The following is an 18,461-nucleotide window of genomic DNA, read 5'->3' as shown; positions in this document are numbered from 1 at the left end:
GCAAATTCCCGTAGTAGCTTTACAGAGCGTTGGAATTTGCCCACATTTGGTATTGCCCGGGGCTCGCGGATCGGTGTAGCAAAACTAGTGTCCGTCGCCCCTGTGCGCGTTGCTGGCCTCAAGGGTGTGTAGTATTCTCCGGACAATGATGTAGTAAATTCATTGCCTTAATGCAATCAACTGCATGCCTTCTTGTAGTTGCACTACGCCGACAAGCGAATCTCATGATCAAGCCGACCCTTTTCGCCACCGTTCTTGTCTCCTCGGTCGCCGTGGCCGCACCGCCTCTGCACTACGACGTCTACGTGCGCGGCGCCTTCAACGGCTGGGGCACGGACAACGTGCTCACCTACCAGGGCAAGGACGTCTACCAGGCCGACATCCTCGTCAGCCCCGGCAACCACGCATTCAAGGTCGGCAGCCGCGACTGGGCCGCGGAATGGGTCGCGAATCCGGCCGCCAGCGTGACCGTGAAGCCCGGCGCCCCGTATCCGCTGGCGACGGAAGCGGGGCCGGAAGACTATCTGTTCACGAAGCAGACGGCCACGTTCCGCTTCCGCGTCGACGTGTCCGATCCGAAGCATCCCGTGCTGACGGTCACGAAGCTCGAGACGCCCGCGCCGGCGCCTGCGCGCGACCCGCACGCGGGCGCGGGCGCGACGGCCGCCCTCACCTTCCCCACCTGGGACGGCAAGGAGGAGACGGCGCGCTTTTCCGTGCGCGATCCACAGGCGCCGCTGCGCAGCTACGCGCAATCGACGACCCAGCAACTGCGCGATCCCGGCCCGCAATCGACGACCTACGACGAGGACGCGTCGCTGCCGCAGGTCCGCAGCGGCAACCTCGCGTTCGACGCGCTGTTCGCGCTGGCCGGTCACGAGATGAAGCTGGACTCGGTAAAAGAGATCCGCGACGGGAACTACAACGGCGGCGCCGCGATCCCGTGCGACTGTTTCGAGACGGGCGAAAAATGGCATTACGTGTGGACGCGCGACCTGTCGTATGCGGCCGACCTGGGCCTGGCGATGCTCGACCCGCAGCGCGTGCGCAATTCGCTGCTGTTCAAACTGTCCGGCTGGCGCGCGGGCGTGACGAAGGCGCCCCACGTCGCGGGGACGCCGGACGGCTTGCAGGTCGTGCAGGATACCGGGAGCGGTGGCAGCTGGCCCGTCAGCACGGACCGCATCACGTGGGCGTTCGCGGCCGAGGAAGTCCTCAAGACGCTGCCCGCGGACGAGCGCACCACGTTCGCCGCGCAGGCGCTGAAGGCATTGTCGAACACGATCAAGAACGACCGCATCGCCGCGTTCGACGCCACGACGGGCCTGTACACGGGCGAGGAATCGTTCCTCGACTGGCGCGACCAGACCTACGCGAAGTGGATCACGGACGACATCGCGTCGATGGCGAGTGCGAAAGCGCTGTCGACGAACGTGGGCCACTACAAGGCGCTGACGGTGGCCGCGATGCTCGCGCGCGAACACGGCGACAAGACCCGCGCCGCACGCTATGAAAGCTGGGCGCGCGACCTGAAGCGCGCCATCAACGCGCGCCTGTGGCTGGACGACGCGGGCATGTACAGCAGCCTCACGGCCGCGCATTTCGACGGCGCGCCGCTGCACAAATTCGACTGGCTCGGGCAAGCGCTCGCCATCGTCACCGGCGTCGCGGACGGCGCACGCACGCAGCGCATCCTGGCCAGCTATCCGCACGGGCCGATGGGCGCGCCCGTCATCTGGCCGCAGCAGCAGGACATGCCCGTGTATCACAACCGCGCCATGTGGCCGTTCGTCACGGCCTACGGCCTGCGCGCCGCCATCGTCGGCCGCAACGTCGCCGTCGCCGACGCGGCGTACGATGCGCTGATGCGCGGTGCCGCGCTGAACCTGTCGAACATGGAGAACCTGGAATGGCTGTCCGGCCAGCCGCTGCTGCTGGACGAGGCGCATCCGAACCTGATCGGGCCCGTCATCAATTCGAAACGCCAGCTGTGGTCCGTGGGCGCCTACCTCGGCATGGTGATCCGCGACGTGTTCGGCGTGTCCACGACCCGCGACGGCATTGAAATACAGCCCTTCGTGACGGCGAAGCTGCGCGGCGGCGTGTTCGCGGGCGGCGACGGCATCGCGCTGTACAACCTGGGCCTGCAAGGCCACGCCATCGACGTCAAGCTCGTGCTGCCGCCCGTACCGCCGGCCGGCAGCAGCGGCTACTACGCCGTCAAGCAGATCCTCGTCGACGGCAAGCCGGCGGGCAGCGGCATTCCGTGGCGCGCGCTGGGTGCGCACAGCGCCATCGAAGTCCGGCTGGGCGACCTCGTCGCCGGCGACACCGCGATCCACCGCGTGAACGCCGATCCGTACGAGGAAGCGTCGTCCGTGTTCGGCCCGCGCGAACCGCGCATCGACGGCCTCGCGCGCGCGGGCGGGCGCACGACGGTGACGATCGCACCGGCCGCTACACAGGCCGCTACACAGGCCGCTACACAGGCCGATACGCAGGCCGGCATCACCTATAACGTCTACCGCGACGGCAAGCTGGTCGCATCGAACGTGGCCGCCGGTGCGTGGACGGACGCCCGCGGCAGCGCGACCGCGTGCTATGCCGTTGAAGCGCAGTACGCGGCGTCGGGCAACCGCAGCCACCACAGCGTGCCGCGCTGCGTCGACGCGGGCGTGATCATCGCCGCGGCGGACGCGCGTGTCGAATCGAACTTGGGCATCGCGCCGGCCAACGCGCGCTTCGCCCAGCCGCATCGCGCGAACTGGGGCCAGCCGGCCGACCGCTTCACGGTGCGCGACGTGCGCGTGCCCGCGGCCGGACGCTACGCCCTGCAGGTCCGGTACCACAATGGCGCCAACCAGGTGAACCTCGGGATCAGCGGTGGCGTAAAATGGCTGGCGCTCAAGGATGCGTCGGGCCGCATCGTCGCCCAGGGCGTCGTGCAACTGCCGCATGCGCGCATCGACAAGGCGAACACGCCCACTGTGTACTCGACGCCGCTCGCGGCACACCTGAAGGCGAACATGCCGTACCGGATCGAGATGAGCGACTTCTACAACATGAGTTATTTGGACAGCAACCGCAGCTTCAGCGCGGCCGGCGGCACCGATGGTCCGTCGAACCGCTTCGACATCTACGGCGTGCGGCTGCTGGCCATCGACGGAACGGAACCATGAAACACCTCGCAATCGCCGCGGCGGCCCTGCTGCTCGCGCAGGCGCCGGCCGGCGCCACCACCGTGCGCGTGCACTACGCAGCGGGAAAGGACGTCATCCAGGTGCGCGCCGACAAGGGCGCCGCCGGCTGGTCGCAGGGCGTGCCCGCCACGCGCGACCTCGGCCCGCTGAACGTGTGGACGTTCACGTGGCCGGACGCGCTGGGCGACATCCAGATGAAACCGACGCTCGGCGCGGACAAGGTGTCGATCGGCGGCGTGTACAAGCTCGCCGCCGGCTCGACGCTCGACATCTACCCGTTCTTCGGCGCGCCGTTCGGCAAGGTGACGATCGTGAAGGACGTCGCCTCGCCGCAACTCTCCAACAAGCGCGCGCTCCGCATCTACCTGCCGCCCAGCTACGGCGAGAACCTGGCCAAGCGCTATCCCGTGCTGTACATGCACGACGGCCAGAACCTGTTCGATGCGAAGACGGCGTCGTTCGGCGTCGAATGGGGCATCGACGAGACGATCAACCGCCTCGTGGCGACGGGCGTGATGGACGAGGTGATCGTCGTCGGCATCGACAACACGCCGGAGCGCATCGCCGAATACACGCCCTGCTGCGACCCGAAATACGGCGGCGGCAAGCTGGCCGCGTACGACGCGTTCATCGTGGAGACGGTGAAGCCGTACGTCGACCGCACGTACCGCACGCTGCCCGGCAAGGACACGACGGCGATCATGGGCTCGTCGCTGGGCGGCATCGCGTCGGTGCTGATCGGGCAGCACCATCCGGACATCTTCTCGAAGGCGGGCGGCGTCTCCAGCTCGTTCTGGTGGAACAACGGGACCTTGCTGACGAAGGTGCCGGACCGCGTGCCCGTGAAGTTCTACCTCGACGCCGGCACGCGCGACGACGGCCTGGACGACACGACGAAGATGCGCGACGCCATGCTGGCGAAGGGCTGGCGCGACGGCGACGACCTGCTGTTCTACAAGGCCGAGGGCGGGCGCCACAACGAGGCGTCGTGGGCGGCGCGCGTCGACAAGCCGCTCACGTGGTTCTTCCCGTGGGGCTCGGCACGCCAGTGATTTAGAACGTTTCCCAGCCGTCGGCGTCCGCGAGCGCCGGCTCGCGCTTCGGTGCGGCCACGGCCTTGCGCGCGGGCGCAGACGGAATGACATGCGCTACGGGCGCGGTGTCGCGAGCTTGCGCATCGCCGGCCAGGCGGAACACGCCCACTGCCTCGGCCAGTGCGAGCGCCTGCTGCTGCAGGGCGTCCGCCGCGGCGGCCGCTTCTTCCACCAGCGCGGAATTCTGCTGCACGACGGCGTCCATCTGCCCCATCGCCTCGTTGACTTGCGTGATGCCGTCGCTCTGGTGCGTGGCCGCGTCCGTGATCTCGGCGATGATGCCGGCCACGCGCTGCACGCTGTCCACCACGTCCTGCATCATGCCGCCGGCCTCGCCCACGAGGCGCGTGCCCGTCTTGACCTTGTCGACGGAATCGCCGATCAGCGCCTTGATCTCCTTGGCCGCGCTGGCCGAACGCTGCGCGAGCGTGCGCACTTCGGAGGCCACGACGGCGAAGCCCCGACCCTGTTCGCCGGCGCGCGCCGCTTCCACGGCCGCGTTCAGGGCAAGGATGTTCGTCTGGAACGCGATGCCATCGATGACGCCGATGATGTCGACGATCTTGTGCGACGCGGCGTCGATCTCGCCCATCGTGCTGACCACCTGCGCCACGGCGGCGCCGCCGCGGGTGGCGACGCCGGAGGCCTCGTTGGCCATGCGCTTCGCGTGGTCCGCGCTGTCGCGGCTGGCGCGCACGGAGGTCGTCAGCTGGTCCATCGATGCCACCGTCTCCTCGACCGAGCTGGCCTGCTCTTCGGTGCGCGCGGCCAGGTCCTGGTTGCCCTGGGCGATCTCGCTCGTGGCCACGGAAATCGTATCGGTGCCGCTGCGCACGCGCGCGACGATGCCGGCCAGGCTGCCCTGCATGTGCCGCAGCGCGTCCAGCAGCATCCCGATTTCGTCCTTGCGGTCGACGACGATGGGATGCGTGAGGTCGCCGGCGGCGACGGTGCGGGCGATGGTCACGGCATCGTGGATCGGACGCGTGATGCTGCGCGCGAGCCACGTCGTGACGGCGGCCGCCACGAGCAGCACGGTGGCGAAGGTGACGATGGCAAGGCGACGCTCGGCCTGCTCGGCGGCTTCCTTGTCCCGGCGCATCGCCGCGATGGTCGTCTTCGCATAATCCTGGATGCCGTTGACGATGCCGTCGATCTGCGTCGTCGGCGCCCGGTCCATGCCCTTGACCTGCTGGTCGAGCAGCTTGTAGCTCTCCGGGTTGGCACCGTCGTAGGTCTTCAGCGCGGCGTGATAGTGGTCGTTCAGTTCGCGCAACGCAGCCTGGGCAGCGTCCACCTTGTCCGTCGCGGCACCTTGCGCGGCCAGGACCGTCTTCAGCTTGTCGAGTTCGCCCAGCGTTCCGGCGGCGCTCTTTTCGAAACCGTCCTGATATTTCTTGAAGTCGGCCGCGTTGCTGCCGCGGATCAGGATGTTCTTCCATTCCTGCACCTGGATCTTGAATTCCACCTGGGCGCTGCGCGCCATGTCCGCCGCCTGGGCCAGTGCCTCGACCTTGGTCAGCGCAGCCGAAGCTCGCTCGTTGGCGTTACCCAGCGCACGCCAGGCATTGACGCTGACGACGAGCATGGCGAGCAGGAAAAACCCGCCCAGCAAGCCCAGGCGCACGGAGATTTTCAAATTCACGAGTTTCATGATGATCGCTACCATTCACAGAGTCAGAATGAATGATGACCAAGCGAAACTACAAAGCCAATGACGGCGTTACAATTCGTGAATATTTGTGTCCGTACGGCAACATTCTGTGCTCTGTTCGATATCGATGCTGTACAGATTGCTGCCCGCGTCGCCCGGCACGAGGTGGACGACGCGTTCGAACCGCATGCCCATCTTGCGCAGCAGGCCGTTCGACGCGACGTTGTTCGGCGACGTGATCGCAAGCACGCGCGTCAGACCCAGCCTGGGCGCGAGGCCCAGCACGGCCATGCCGGCCTCGTAGGCATAGCCGCGGCCGCGATGCGCGGCGAGGTAGGCGTAGCCGATGTCGATGCCGTCCAGCGTTTCGCGCTTGATCAGGCCGCACATGCCGATGGGCGCCCCGCCCTCCTTCAGCTCGACGACGTACAGCGAATGACCGCGCGCGCGCTGCATCGCCATGGGCCCGTCGAGCAGCGCCTGCACGGCATCGTCGCGCGTGCGGATGCCACGGTCGCCGATGTGTTCGAGGAAGCCGGGGTCGTTGACGAGCGCGAGATAGAAGTCGGCATCGCCGAGGTGGACGGTACGCAGGCGCAGGCGCGCTGTCGCGGCGATCTCCACGCGTCAGTCTTCTTCCGGCAGCGGCCAGCGCGCCGGGTCTTCCAGCAGCTTGTACATCACGTACGCGTCGACATAGCCCAGCCGGCGGTGCCGATACGCCTTCGGCAAGGTGCCGACGATGGAAAAGCCGAGCCGCTTCCACAGGTGGATCGCCGGGTTGTTCGTGCTGACGACGAAGTTGAACTGCATGGCGAGATAGCCCTGGCGCCGCGCCTCGCCGATGCTGTGCTCCCCGAGCAGGTGGCCCACGCCCACGCCTTGCGCGTTCGGGCTGACCATGTACGATGCGTTCGCCACGTGGGCGCCGCGCCCCACGTGGTTCGGCTGCAGCTTGTACATCCCCAGGAGGCGATCCTCGCCGCGCACTGCGACATAGGTCGATGCCTCGGGCGCGAACCAATAGTCGTACGTCTCTTCGCGGCTCGTCCCGGCATCCTGGGCATACGTTTCGCCCTCGGCCGCGTGCGCCTGGAAGATGGTCCACATCGCATTGAAATCGCTTTCAGTTGCTGGACGGATCTGGATATCTTTCACTGCGTGCCCTGCTGGGATGTATCGAAAGCGCAAGATTTTACCGAATGATTTGGCCGCACGGCTGCCAAACCCGTAAGGGGACGTAGAAAATTTCCGCTGAATTAAGGTAGGAAAGTTTTCATGCCCTGCGTTACTGTCCCGCCTGCTATTTACGTTCCAAACGGAAATCGACCGTCGGCGGCCGGTCCGGCAAGCGCAAGGTCGCGCGCGCGGGCGGCGCCTCGCTGACGACCCGGCCCGCGCGCACCACGAGCCGGCGAGCCGCGCGCAGGCGGATCGCCTCGACGGGGTCGCCGGCATCGAGCCAGACGAGGTCGGCGCGGCAGCCCGGCGCGATGCCGTAGCCGGCGAGGCCGAGGATACGCGCCGGCGTCTCGGTCACCGCCTGGAAACACTGGCGCATCGCGGCCTGCCCCGTCATCTGCGCGACGTGCAACCCCATATGCGCCACTTCCAGCATGTCGCCGGAGCCGAGGCCGTACCACGGGTCCATCACGCAATCGTGGCCGAACGCCACCGGCACGCCGGCCGCCAGCAGTTCCGGCACGCGGGTCATGCCGCGCCGTTTCGGATAGGTGTCGTGGCGGCCCTGCAAGGTGATGTTGATCAGGGGATTGGCGATCGCGGCGACGCCGGATTCCGCCATCAGCGGCAGCAGCTTGCTCACGTAGTAATTGTCCATCGAATGCATGGACGTCAGGTGCGACCCGGCCACGCGGCCTTGCAAGCCCAGGCGCAAGGTTTCCGCGGCAAGGGTCTCGATGTGGCGCGACAGCGGGTCGTCGCTTTCGTCGCAATGCATGTCGACCATCAGGCCCTGCTCCGCCGCGAATTCGCACAGCAGCCGGACGGATTCGGCGCCGTCGGCCATCGTGCGCTCGAAATGCGGGATGCCGCCGACGACGTCCACGCCCATGCGGATCGCGCGCTTCAGGTTCGCGAGCGCGGTCGGGCTGCGCAGCAGGCCGTCCTGCGGAAACGCCACGAGCTGCATGTCGATGTACGGCGCGACGCGGCGCTTGACGTCGAGCAGCGCTTCCACGGCCAGCAGCCGGTCGTCGCACACGTCGACGTGCGTGCGGATCGCGAGCAGCCCTCGTGCGACGGCCCAGTCGCAGTAGCGCAACGCGCGCTCGACGAGCGCCTCCTGCGCCAGTTGCGGCTTCAGTTCGCCCCACAGCGCAATACCTTCCAGCAGCGTGCCGGATTCGTTCACGCGCGGCAGGCCGTAGCTGAGCGTGGCGTCCATGTGGAAATGGGCATCGACAAACGGCGGCGTCACGAGGTCGCCGCCGACGTCGATCTCGCGCGCCCCTTGCAGCGCTAACGCGGGCTCGACGGCGGCGATGCGGCCACCCTCGATGCCGATGTCGACGCGGCGGCCGTCCGGCAGGGTGGCGTTGCGGAGGACGAGGTCCATGCGGATGACTCCTGATGAGTGGGAACCACATCAGATTACCACGATGATCATCTTGTCAATGATCCATATCAAACCCTAATGCTGCACCGCAAGATTTCATTATAAAAACAACATAGAATTCGCTTTTCAACCCGCATAAAGCCATTTACACTCGTATTATTGCAGTGCATCATAAACCTAACGGTCATAACCTGAAAGACAAGGAACTCCGATGACTTTACTTTCCGAACAGTTGTCCGCCGTCCGCAAGTCCCAATGGGAAGCCCAGCTCGACGTGTTCCGGGCTTTGAGCCAGCGCGCGCTCGACAGCGCTGAACAGCTGATTGCACTCAACATGAAGACTTCCCGCGCATCGGTCGAACAAGCCGCGGGCACGTTCAAGCAATTGCTCGAAGCGAATAATCCGCGCGATCTGATCGCCATCGGCTCGACGGCCCAAGGGCAGTGGCAGCAATTCTTCACCTACGGCCGCGAGCTGCTGGGCATCGCCACCGGCACCCACGAGCGCACCTGGAGCACGCAGCCGTCGCCGCTGCAGCTCGTCCCCGCCGCGACGATGAACATCCCAACGTCCGTGCCGCAGTTGATGGAGCAGGCGGCCATCGCGACGGCCGATGCCACGACCGTCAACAGCGAGATCGCCCAGGCCGCCATCGAAACGGGCGAGGCGCTGACCGAAGCGGCGCTGGATGCAGTCGCCCACAGCGCCGACCCGCTCGTGCACGCGCACGCCGACGCCGCGCCGGCCGAAGCACCGACGACCACCGTGACGGAGGCCGTGACCGCCGAAGCGGCGGCACCGGCGCCCGATCCGGTGGAAACGGCCATCGCCGACGACACGCCGCGCGCCAAGGCCAAGCCGCTGTCCAAGGCCTTGAACGAGGTGGCGCCGAAGCCGGCCGCCGCCGAGCATCCGATCGCTTCCACCGTGCCGCTGGAAGCGGGCCCGCAAGTCGACCTGCCGATCGTCACGCCGGCCGACACCACGCCGCCGCTGCGCGTCGTGACGCAGGGCGGCAAGTCGGCGCGCTCGTCGCGCAAGAAGTAAGCACCGTCGGGCGGGCCGGCAAACGGTCCACCCGACACACGGAATCGGCAAAAATAGTACATTAGCGGGCCGCGTGCCCGCTTTTTCTTTTGGCGCGCCCCACCACAATCAACAGGATGCTTCAATGGGTCTGGCAAGGCTGATCGGCGGCTTCGTGCGCCGCCACTGGCGTTCCTATGCGTCGTCGGCGGTGATGCTGTTCGGCGTCGCCTTGTGCACCGTGCTCGTGCCGCGCAAGGTCGGCGCGATGATCGACGGCCTCGCCGCGCACCGCCTGGCCGGCCACGACCTCGTCATCCAGATCTGCCAGCTGCTCGGGCTCGGCCTCGCCATCTACGGGCTGCGCGTCGCGTGGCGCCTGCGCCTGTATTCCGCGTCGTACCTGCTCGGCGTGGAACTGCGCACGAAGCTGTACGACCGCCTCGCGGCGCAAGGTCCCGCGTTCTTCCAGCGCCAGCGCACGGGCGACCTGATGGCGCTCGGCACCAACGACATCGACGCCATCGAGCAGGCCGCCGGCGAGGCGATGCTGGCCGGCTTCGACGGCACGCTCACGCTCGTCATGGTACTGGGCATCATGTTCCTCGGCGTGGACTGGCGCCTCACCCTGATCGCCCTGCTGCCCTTTCCCTTGATGGCGCTGGCGTTCTGGCGCATCTCCGGCCACATCCACAAGGCGTCCACCGATTCGCTGAAGCGCTTTTCCGCGCTCAACGACCACGTGCAGGAAACGCTGTCCGGCGTGCGCACCTTGCGCGCCCTCGGCCTCGAACAGCGCAGCGCCGACCAGTTCGCGCAGCTCGCGGCACGCGCCGCCGACGCCAGCCTCGCGGCACAGAAATGGGAAGCCGCGTACGAACCTGCCGTCGGCCTCACGCTCACCGCGGCCACGGGTCTCACGCTGGGCCTCGGCGGCTATCTCGTGTGGCAGGGCCAGATCACGATCGGCAGCCTCACGAGCTTCACGATGTACCTGGGCCAGCTGATCTGGCCCATGTTCGCGGCGGGCTGGGTGCTGTCGCTGATCGAACGGGGCCGCGCCGCGCTGGCGCGCCTGCAGCCGCTGCTCGACGCGCCCCTGACCGTCGACGACCACGGCACGCTCGACACCTTGCAGCGCGGTCCGCTCGTGCTGGACCACGTCCGTTTCGCGTACAGCGACGACGCGCGTCCTGCGCTGGACGACGTGTCGCTGCGCCTGGAACCGGGCAAGACGCTGGGCCTCGTGGGCGCGACGGGCGCGGGCAAGTCCACGTTGCTGCGCGTGCTGCTGCGCCAGGCCACGCCGCAGCAAGGCACCGTGACATGGGGCGGCCACGCGCTGGACGAGTACGCGCTCGCCACCTTGCGCACGCACATCAGCTGGGTGCCGCAGGAATCGTTTTTGTTCTCCGCGTCGATCGCGGAAAACATCGCGCTCGCGTGCCCCGGCGCGTCGCGCGCGGAGATCGAACAGGCGGCGAAGATGGCCGCCATCCACGACGACATCCTGCGCTTCCCGGACGGCTACGATACGCCGGTCGGCGAAAAAGGGATCACCCTGTCGGGCGGCCAGCGCCAGCGGGTGGCGATCGCGCGCGCGCTCCTCGGCACGAGCGCCCTGCTGCTGCTCGACGATGCACTGTCCGCCGTCGACACGGGCACGGAAACGAACATCCTCGACCACTTGAACGACGTGCGCCGCGCGCGCCCGGAACTGTCGGCCATCATCGCGAGCCACCGCCTGTCGGCCGTCGTCAACGCGGACCTGATCGTCGTGCTGCGCGACGGCCGCATCGTGGAGCGCGGCACGCACGACGAACTGCTCGCCCTGGACGGCTGGTACGCCAGCCAGTGGCGCTACCAGCAACTGGAGGCCAGCCTCGATGCCGTCTGAAGACATCAAAAAGAGCGTCACCGCGGCGCAGGCGCGCCAGGCCGCCGGCCTGCTGCGCCGCGCCGCCCATCCCGACCGCGGCCACCTCGCGTGGGCGACCGTGTGGCTCGTCGTCGCAGCGGGCCTGGAAGTGCTGGGCCCCCTGCTGGGCAAGAAGCTGATCGACGACCACCTGCTCCCGCACCGCCTCGACTGGCCGCGCATGGCGTGGCTGCTGGCCGGCGTCGTCGTCTTCGGCTGGGTCGCGTCGTGGCTACGGTTTTTACAGCTCGTGCGCCTGTCCGGCCTCGCCATGCGCGCCGTGCAGCGGCTGCGCGAGTGGGTGTACGGCCACGTATTGCGGCTGCCGATGGCGTTCTTCGACCGCGCCATCACGGGCCAGCTCGTGAGCCGCGTCACGAACGACACGGAAGCCGTCAAGACGCTGTACATCCAGGTGCTGTTCGTGATCCTCGATTCCAGCATCGTCCTCGTGGGCACGTCGATCGCGATGGCCTGGCTGGACTGGCACCTGATGGTGATCGTGCTGGCGCTCGTGCCCGCGGTGCTGGGCATCGTGTGGCTGTACCAGCGGCTGTCCGCGCCCGCCGTCACGCGCGCCCGCGCGCTGCGCAGCGACATCAACGGCCAGATGGCGGAATCGATCGGCGGCATGAGCGTGCTGCAGGCGAACAATGCGCAGCACCGCTTCGGCCGGCGCTTCGCGCACACGAACGACCAGCACTACACGGCCCGCGTGGCCGAGCTGCGCGCCAACGCCTTCCTGCTGCGGCCCGCGCTCGACTTCCTCAACGTCGTGCTGCTGGCCGTCGTCATCTACAGCTTCGGCCAGCGCAGCATGAACGCCGTCGAAGTGGGCGTGCTGTACGCGTTCATCAGCTACATCGCGCGGGTCGTCGAACCCCTCATCCAGATCACGATGCAGTTCTCCGGCCTGCAGCAGGCCGTCGTCGCGACGGCGCGCGTGGCCGCGCTGCTCGACGAGGCGGGCGCCGCCGAACACCTGGCCGGCCGCGCCACGTCCGAACGGAAGCCCGTCGCGGCGGACGTACCGGCCGTGCGCGTGCGCGGCCTGTCGTTCGCCTACGTCCCCGGCCAGACCGTGCTGCACGACCTGTCGCTGGACATCCCGCAAGGCGCCTTCTTCGGCATCGTGGGCCACACCGGCAGCGGCAAGTCCACGCTGCTGTCGCTGCTGCTGCGCTACTACCCGTTCGAACACGGCACCATCACCCTGTTCGGCGAGCCCCTGGCCACGATCGGCAACGAGCGCTTCCGCGCCGAGGTCGGGCTCGTCCCGCAGGACCCGTTCCTGCTCGCGGCATCGGCACGCGAGAACATCGACATGGGACGCGGCCTGCCGCAAGAAGCGATCGAGGCGGCCGCGCGCGCCGCGCACGCGCACGGCTTCATCGCCCGGCTGGAGCAAGGCTACGACACGCCGCTGGGCGAAGGCGGCTCGCGCCTGTCGTCCGGGCAGAAGCAGCTGATCGCCATCGCGCGCGCCCTCGCGGGCCGGCCCCGCATCCTGCTGCTGGACGAAGCGACGTCGCGCATCGACAGCCAGACGGAGCAGATCGTGCAGCAGGCGCTCGACGAGTTGCGCGGCCAGGTGACGATCATCGCCATCGCGCACCGGCTGTCGACGATCCGCGACGCCGACCGCATCGTCGTGCTGAACCACGGCCGCATCAGCGAAGCGGGCAGCCACGACGACTTGATGCGCATCGAAGGCGGCTTGTACCAGCGGCTGTATCTGCTGCAGCAACTGAGCGTGTGACCCGCCGTGATTGCCGTTTCTGCATCATGTAAATAATGACATGTTTGTTATCTGAACATCATTCTTATCAGCGCGCGGCTTTTTTCGATACGAAACTGTCTGTTTTACGCATAATCGTTCTAAATATTGATCTTTCTCAATTGCAAGAGCCTATAATCATGTGAAGAGATGTCCCAAATCGAGGGACTACACTTCTCGGGGAACTATGTCGGCAGGCCTTTATCGTGCATCGCAGCACCGACGCAGCCGTGCGCTGCTGGCTTTGCTATTGCTGGCTGCCGGCAGCGCCACGGCGTCGGATGCCGCCGCCCCCACGTCGGACCGCTACACGGAGCTCGCGGAAGTCATCCGCGTCACGCCCGAACGCGCCGCGCCGCGCCTGGCCGCACTGGAAGCGGAGGCGCGCCGCTCCCCCGCCGAACAAGCCCGTTATCTCACGCTGTCCTGTGACCTGAGCCACCGCCTCGGCAAGCACGAGGAAGCCGTCCGGTTGTGCGAAGACGCGCTGCAACAGGGCCGCCAGGCACATGACGACAGCCTCGTCGCACGCGCGCTGCTGTCGAAGGCCTATGCCGTGTTCGGCTTGAACGAATCCGTGCAGTCGCACCAGCTGGTGTGGGAAGCGGAGCGGCTCGCCGCGAACAGCCCGGACGGCGACCTGCGCGTCCTCGTGCTGATCTCGTCGGGCGAATCGTTCGCCGAGGAAGGCAACTTCCCCGTCGCCCTGAACAAGCTGCAGGGCGCCGTGACGCTCGCGCGCCAGCACGGCGATCCGCTGCAGATCGCCATCGCGCTCAAGTCGCTGGCCTATCTGTACGGCCAGATGCGCGAATTCGACAAGGGATTCGAGGCCGTCGCCGAAGCGGAAAAGCTCGCGAAACAGATCGACTCGCCGGGCCGCCTCGCCATCTTCAAGACCACCGAAGCGATCCTCGCCGTCAGCAACGGCGACGTCGCGCGCGGCACGAAAGCGCTGCTGGCGGCGCTCGCGCTGGAACGCGACATCGGCGCCGACGCGATGGTGTCGAACACGCTCGTCAACCTGGCCGATATCTATCTGCGCCAGCAGGACTGGCGCCGCGCGCTGACGTATGCGCAGCAGGCGCTGGACCAGGCGCAGAAGCTGCACGACGACTCGCTCGCCGCGACGGCCCGCGTCAACGTGGGCCAGGCCTATCTGGGCATGGGCCGCCTGGCCGAGGGCAAGAAGCACATCGAAGAAGGCATGGACTGGTACCAGCGCTCGGGCAACAAGCCGGACCAGCAGGGCGTGCTCGTCGAATACGGCGACGCCCTCGAACGGGCGGGCGACTTGGCCGGCGCGCTGGCCGCGTACCATCGCGAGCGTGCGCTGTCGAACGAATTGTTCGAGACGCGCCGCCAGAAGGCGATGATGGAGCTGCAGGAAAAATACGAGGCCGACAAGCGCCAGCGCCAGATCGAGATGCTGCGCCAGGAAAACCAGGTCAAGTCGACGGAAATCGACAACCGCCGCCTGCAGCAGCGCGTCTGGTGGCTGCTGGCGCTCGTGTTCGCGCTGGCGTCGGTCATCGTCGGCATCCTGTACCGCAAGGTGCGGTACGCCAACGCGCAGCTCGAGGAAAAGAACCTGGAACTCAAGCAGCAGAGCGCGCGCGACCCGTTGACCGCGCTGTACAACCGCCGCCACTTCCAGGAATTCATGCGCTCGCACCAGGAGATCGAGCGCCGCGGCGCGAGCACGAGCGGCGACGAGATCGTCAGCGCGATGTTCCTGCTCGACGTCGACCACTTCAAGCACATCAACGACACGCACGGCCACGGCGCCGGCGACGCCGTGCTGCGCGAGATCGCCGACGCGCTGCGCGAGATCCTGCGCGAGACCGACATGATCGTGCGCTGGGGCGGCGAGGAATTCCTCGCCTTCCTGCCGGCCGTGCCGCGGGGCAGCCTGGACGAGGTGGCGCGCCGGCTGCTGGTCGGCATCCCGGAACGGACGATCGATTACCAGGGCACGCGGCTGTCGGTGAATGTGTCGATCGGCTTCGCGCCTTTCCCGCTGATCGCGGGCGCCGCGTCGATCTCGTGGGAACGCGCGATCAACATCGTCGACATGGCGCTGTACATGGCCAAGGGCCACGGCCGCAACCGCGCCTACGGCGTACGCGGCCTGGCCGGGCTCGATCAGGCCAACATGGACGAGATCGAGCAGGACATCGAGAAGGCGTGGCGCGATGGACTCATCGACTTGTCCGTCGTGACGCCGCCGCTGCCGGAATTGAGGATGGCGTCGTAACGCTGCGCGTTACTTCGCCGCCTGCTGCATCTTCTCACCGGCCTCTTCCACCTTCTGGCCGACCCGCTCGGTCGCGGCCTTCGCTCCTTCGCGCGCCTCGCGCACGGCCTGGTCGGCCTTCTGGACCTGGGCCTGGACCTTGTCCTCCACCTTCGCGTTGACCTCGTCGATCTTGCCATTCACGTGGTCGAGCTTCTGCTGCACGCGGGCGCCGGCCTCATCGACCTTCGCCTGCGCGCGGGCGCCCGCGTCGTCGATGGCCTTGCCGGCCTGCTGGGCCGGGCCCACGCCGTCGGGGGAGCGGTTGCAGCCGCCCAGGAGCCCCGCCGCCAGCAGCGCGCTGCAAATGAACAAACGATTCATATTGTGTCCTCCTTTATTGCAAAATATATACCTTTCGGCGTGGATGAAGTAGCACGCCACGCGTCGCCACGGTGCCCGCCGCGATACCGCGCCGAATCAAGCCGCACCCGGCGCGCGGGCAACGGCAAAACCCGGCATCATCGACGCACCTCAACCCTGCAAGGAGAACCATGACCACGGTCGACATCCCGATCCTCGGCCCCATCCACCGGCGCCTCGCGTTCGCCGCCTGCTTCGCGCTGCTGGCCGCCTGTTCGCGCCACGAACCGCCCGCGCCGCCGTCCTCACAACCCGCCGCAGCCGCCGTCGCGCCGCCGCAGGCACTCGACGGCGAGCGGTCGCCCGAGATCATGCGTGCGATCTTCGGCGCCGCCTGCGACGCCGCGGGCAAGAGCGCGCACGCCACGGTCAAGGTCGACGGCGCCGACACCGGTGTCGTGATGACGCTCGTCTCCGCCGCCGCGTTACCGGATGGCCGCGTCGCCGCGATCGTCAACGGCGAGCCGGAATTCGCCTCGCACGGGTCCGCGGGCATCCTGAACGTCTACCTGCTGCGCCGTGCGCAGAGCGGATGGACCGTCGTCCAGCGTCACACCAACGCCGCCCAGCTCGGACCATACGGCAACATCGGCAGCGCCACCTGGGTCGCGCTCGGCACGGGCCGGCCCGGCTTCATCCTGTCCTGGGGCGACATGGGACAGGGCTATTCGATCGACCTTGCCGATGTCTTCGAGATCGGCAACGGCATCGTGCACCGGGGCCAGTTCAAGGAAGGCAGCAGCAACGGCGGCGCCTGCACGCCCGAGGAGAAAGCATGCTGGACCGTCGAGGGACACATGCGCCTTGCCCCTGACGTCCAGCCCGGCGGCTACCGCGACATCCTGATCGACTTCACCGGCAAGCGCTATACGCTGAGCGAAGGGAAAGACGGCACCGACGTCGAACACGTCACCGAAAACGTCCGCCAGACCGCCCGCTACCGCTTCGACGGCAAGGCATATGCGCTGACGGCCGGCACGAACCCCGTGCCAGACATCTGACGATCCTTGACACGGCTATGCCGTCCGCCAGTCCTCGCGCATCAGCGCCACGTAGCGGCGCGCGGCCAGGCCCTGCGGCCGTTCGCGCGACCACACGACGTCCACCCACAGCCGCAGCACATTGCTGATGTTGTCGAAGCGGATCTCGACGAGGCTCCCGGCCGACACGAGCGGCTGCACGAGGGCGCGCGGCAAATACGCCCAGCCGAGGCCCGCCTGCACGAGGTTCAAGGTGGCGAGATGGCTGTCGACGCGCCACACGTCGCGCGCGTGCACGAAGCGCGGATCGCGGCCCGCGCCGTCACGGCTGGCCACGACGATCTGGCGCACGTCGATCAGGTCTTCCAGCCGCGGGGAGCCGGCGGCCAGCGGATGTTCCGGCGCCGCCACCGCGACGAGCAATTCGCTGCCGACTTCCTGGAACGCTTCGCGGTCGTCCAGCCGTTCGCGCTCGAACACGAGAGCCAGGTGGGCGCAGCCGTCGTGCAGCAGGCGCAGCGCGTCGGCCTGCGGCGCCGACAGCACCTCCACCTCCAGCGACGGGAATTCGCGCGCCAGCACCGCGAGCGGCGCGCTCCAGCGGCCCGCGATCAGCTCCGGCACGACGGCCACCGTCAGGCGCCGTTCCAGCCCGCCGTGCAGCGCGAGCGCATCGGCCTGCAGCCGCCGCAGTTCGCTGGCGACGTGGCGGGCGCGCGGTTCCAGCGCCCGCGCGGCGTCCGTCGGGCGCGGATCGCGCCCGGCTCGGTCGAACAGGACCAGGTCCAGCTCCGCCTCGAGCTGGGCAATGGCCATGCTGACGGCCGACGGCACCCGCCCCAGCGCACGCGCCGCAGCGGAAAAGGAGCCGTGGTCGAGCACGGCGAGGAAGATACGGACGCTGTCGCTGGAAAACGCCATGACCTGTCAATCAAATTGAAAGATCCTGACTTTATACATCAGGCAGGCCGACATATGCTCATGCCATCTCATTTTTTGGAACAGCACAATGCAGGGCATTCAACGCAAGATCGTCTACGTCGCACTGTACGAAGCCATCGCCATCGCGTGCACGACGGCGGGCCTGGCCGGTGTCGGCGGCCACGAAGCGGGCGCCGCCGGCCTCGCATCCGTCCTCGCGTCGGCGACCGCGGTCATCTGGAACGTCGTCTACAACTCGCTGTTCGAAGCATGGGAAGCGCGCCAGGGCACGCGCGGCCGCAGCGTGGTGCGCCGCGTCGTCCACGCCATCGGCTTCGAGGGCGGCCTCGTGCTCGCCATCGTGCCGATGTTCGCGTGGGCGCTCGGCACGTCGCTGCGCGACGCCTTCCTGCTCGACATCGGCCTCGTCGTATTTTTCATGCTGTACAGCTTCGCGTTCAACTGGGCATTCGACCTCGTGTTCGGCCTGCCGAAGGCGGCGCTGGGCAGGACCGGCGTCGCTGCGGCGCGCTAATAAAGTTCGCCACAACACAATAAAGTCTGCCACAACGACCAAGTACAACGTACATCCCGCGACTTGTCCTATCAGCAACAAGCTCGTACACTGAGCCATACCGCCCGTCTGCTAACGG

14 protein-coding genes are annotated in these 18,461 nt (G+C 67.5%); 8 read left to right on the top strand and 6 right to left on the bottom strand.

Annotated features, from left to right (window positions below; genetic code table 11):
* Window positions 1–224: 224 nt before the first annotated feature.
* Both NX784_RS20885 and NX784_RS20880 read left to right on the top strand, forming a co-directional pair.
* Complete coding sequence (locus tag NX784_RS20885; RefSeq protein ID WP_258818625.1) at window positions 225–3,179, top strand: MGH1-like glycoside hydrolase domain-containing protein; 2,955 nt, start codon at window positions 225–227, stop codon at window positions 3,177–3,179.
* Window positions 3,176–4,252 (top strand): alpha/beta hydrolase, encoded by a 1,077-nt coding sequence (locus NX784_RS20880; protein WP_258818624.1) that lies wholly within the window; start codon window positions 3,176–3,178, stop codon window positions 4,250–4,252. Before NX784_RS20885 ends, NX784_RS20880 begins: the two co-directional genes overlap by 4 nt.
* 1 nt (window position 4,253) lies before the next feature.
* Here the strand turns inward: NX784_RS20880 and NX784_RS20875 are convergent, their stop codons facing one another.
* The 4 genes from NX784_RS20875 to NX784_RS20860 all read right to left on the bottom strand — a co-directional run bounded on the left by NX784_RS20875 (window position 4,254) and on the right by NX784_RS20860 (window position 8,526).
* Window positions 4,254–5,948, bottom strand: a complete 1,695-nt coding sequence (locus NX784_RS20875) for a methyl-accepting chemotaxis protein (RefSeq protein WP_258818623.1) — start codon at window positions 5,946–5,948, stop codon at window positions 4,254–4,256.
* Between the two features lie 69 nt (window positions 5,949–6,017).
* On the bottom strand, window positions 6,018–6,572 hold the full coding sequence (locus NX784_RS20870) for a GNAT family N-acetyltransferase (RefSeq protein WP_258818622.1): 555 nt from the start codon (window positions 6,570–6,572) through the stop codon (window positions 6,018–6,020).
* A 3-nt stretch (window positions 6,573–6,575) separates the two neighbouring features.
* Window positions 6,576–7,106 carry a GNAT family N-acetyltransferase gene (locus tag NX784_RS20865; RefSeq protein WP_258818621.1) on the bottom strand — a complete coding sequence of 177 codons (531 nt, stop codon included), beginning with the start codon at window positions 7,104–7,106 and terminating at the stop codon, window positions 6,576–6,578.
* Window positions 7,107–7,251: 145 nt separating this feature from the next.
* On the bottom strand, window positions 7,252–8,526 hold the full coding sequence (locus NX784_RS20860) for an amidohydrolase family protein (RefSeq protein ID WP_258818620.1): 1,275 nt from the start codon (window positions 8,524–8,526) through the stop codon (window positions 7,252–7,254).
* Window positions 8,527–8,737: 211 nt separating this feature from the next.
* Here NX784_RS20860 and NX784_RS20855 point away from each other — a divergent pair, with 211 nt between their 5' ends.
* From NX784_RS20855 to NX784_RS20840, 4 genes are all read left to right on the top strand, one after another.
* Complete coding sequence (locus tag NX784_RS20855) at window positions 8,738–9,574, top strand: phasin family protein (RefSeq protein ID WP_258818619.1); 837 nt, start codon at window positions 8,738–8,740, stop codon at window positions 9,572–9,574.
* A 124-nt stretch (window positions 9,575–9,698) separates the two neighbouring features.
* Entirely contained in the window at window positions 9,699–11,450 is a 1,752-nt protein-coding gene (locus NX784_RS20850; RefSeq protein ID WP_258818618.1) for an ABC transporter ATP-binding protein, read from the top strand.
* Window positions 11,440–13,230, top strand: coding sequence for an ABC transporter ATP-binding protein (locus NX784_RS20845; protein WP_258818617.1), 1,791 nt, complete (start codon window positions 11,440–11,442; stop codon window positions 13,228–13,230). The genes NX784_RS20850 and NX784_RS20845 overlap by 11 nt, the downstream gene beginning before the upstream one ends.
* Window positions 13,231–13,435: 205 nt before the next feature.
* Complete coding sequence (locus NX784_RS20840) at window positions 13,436–15,505, top strand: tetratricopeptide repeat-containing diguanylate cyclase (protein WP_258818616.1); 2,070 nt, start codon at window positions 13,436–13,438, stop codon at window positions 15,503–15,505.
* Between the two features lie 9 nt (window positions 15,506–15,514).
* Here the strand turns inward: NX784_RS20840 and NX784_RS20835 are convergent, their stop codons facing one another.
* A complete protein-coding gene (locus NX784_RS20835; protein ID WP_258818615.1) occupies window positions 15,515–15,868 on the bottom strand; it encodes a hypothetical protein in 354 nt (117 codons plus the stop codon).
* A gap of 170 nt (window positions 15,869–16,038) precedes the next feature.
* Here NX784_RS20835 and NX784_RS20830 point away from each other — a divergent pair, with 170 nt between their 5' ends.
* Window positions 16,039–16,908 carry a hypothetical protein gene (locus tag NX784_RS20830; RefSeq protein WP_258818614.1) on the top strand — a complete coding sequence of 290 codons (870 nt, stop codon included), beginning with the start codon at window positions 16,039–16,041 and terminating at the stop codon, window positions 16,906–16,908.
* Window positions 16,909–16,923: 15 nt separating this feature from the next.
* Here NX784_RS20830 and NX784_RS20825 read toward each other — a convergent pair whose 3' ends face one another.
* On the bottom strand, window positions 16,924–17,808 hold the full coding sequence (locus NX784_RS20825; RefSeq protein WP_258818613.1) for a LysR family transcriptional regulator: 885 nt from the start codon (window positions 17,806–17,808) through the stop codon (window positions 16,924–16,926).
* Between the two features lie 88 nt (window positions 17,809–17,896).
* Between NX784_RS20825 and NX784_RS20820 the strand changes: the two genes are divergently transcribed.
* Window positions 17,897–18,343 carry a PACE efflux transporter gene (locus tag NX784_RS20820; protein ID WP_258818612.1) on the top strand — a complete coding sequence of 149 codons (447 nt, stop codon included), beginning with the start codon at window positions 17,897–17,899 and terminating at the stop codon, window positions 18,341–18,343.
* The last annotated feature ends 118 nt before the right edge of the window (window positions 18,344–18,461 follow it).

It is taken from the genome of Massilia pinisoli, from assembly GCF_024753285.1.
Lineage (GTDB): Bacteria > Pseudomonadota > Gammaproteobacteria > Burkholderiales > Burkholderiaceae_D > Telluria > Telluria pinisoli.
The sequence above is the reverse complement of the archived record's forward strand: the minus strand, read 5'-3'. Positions and strand labels throughout refer to the sequence as shown.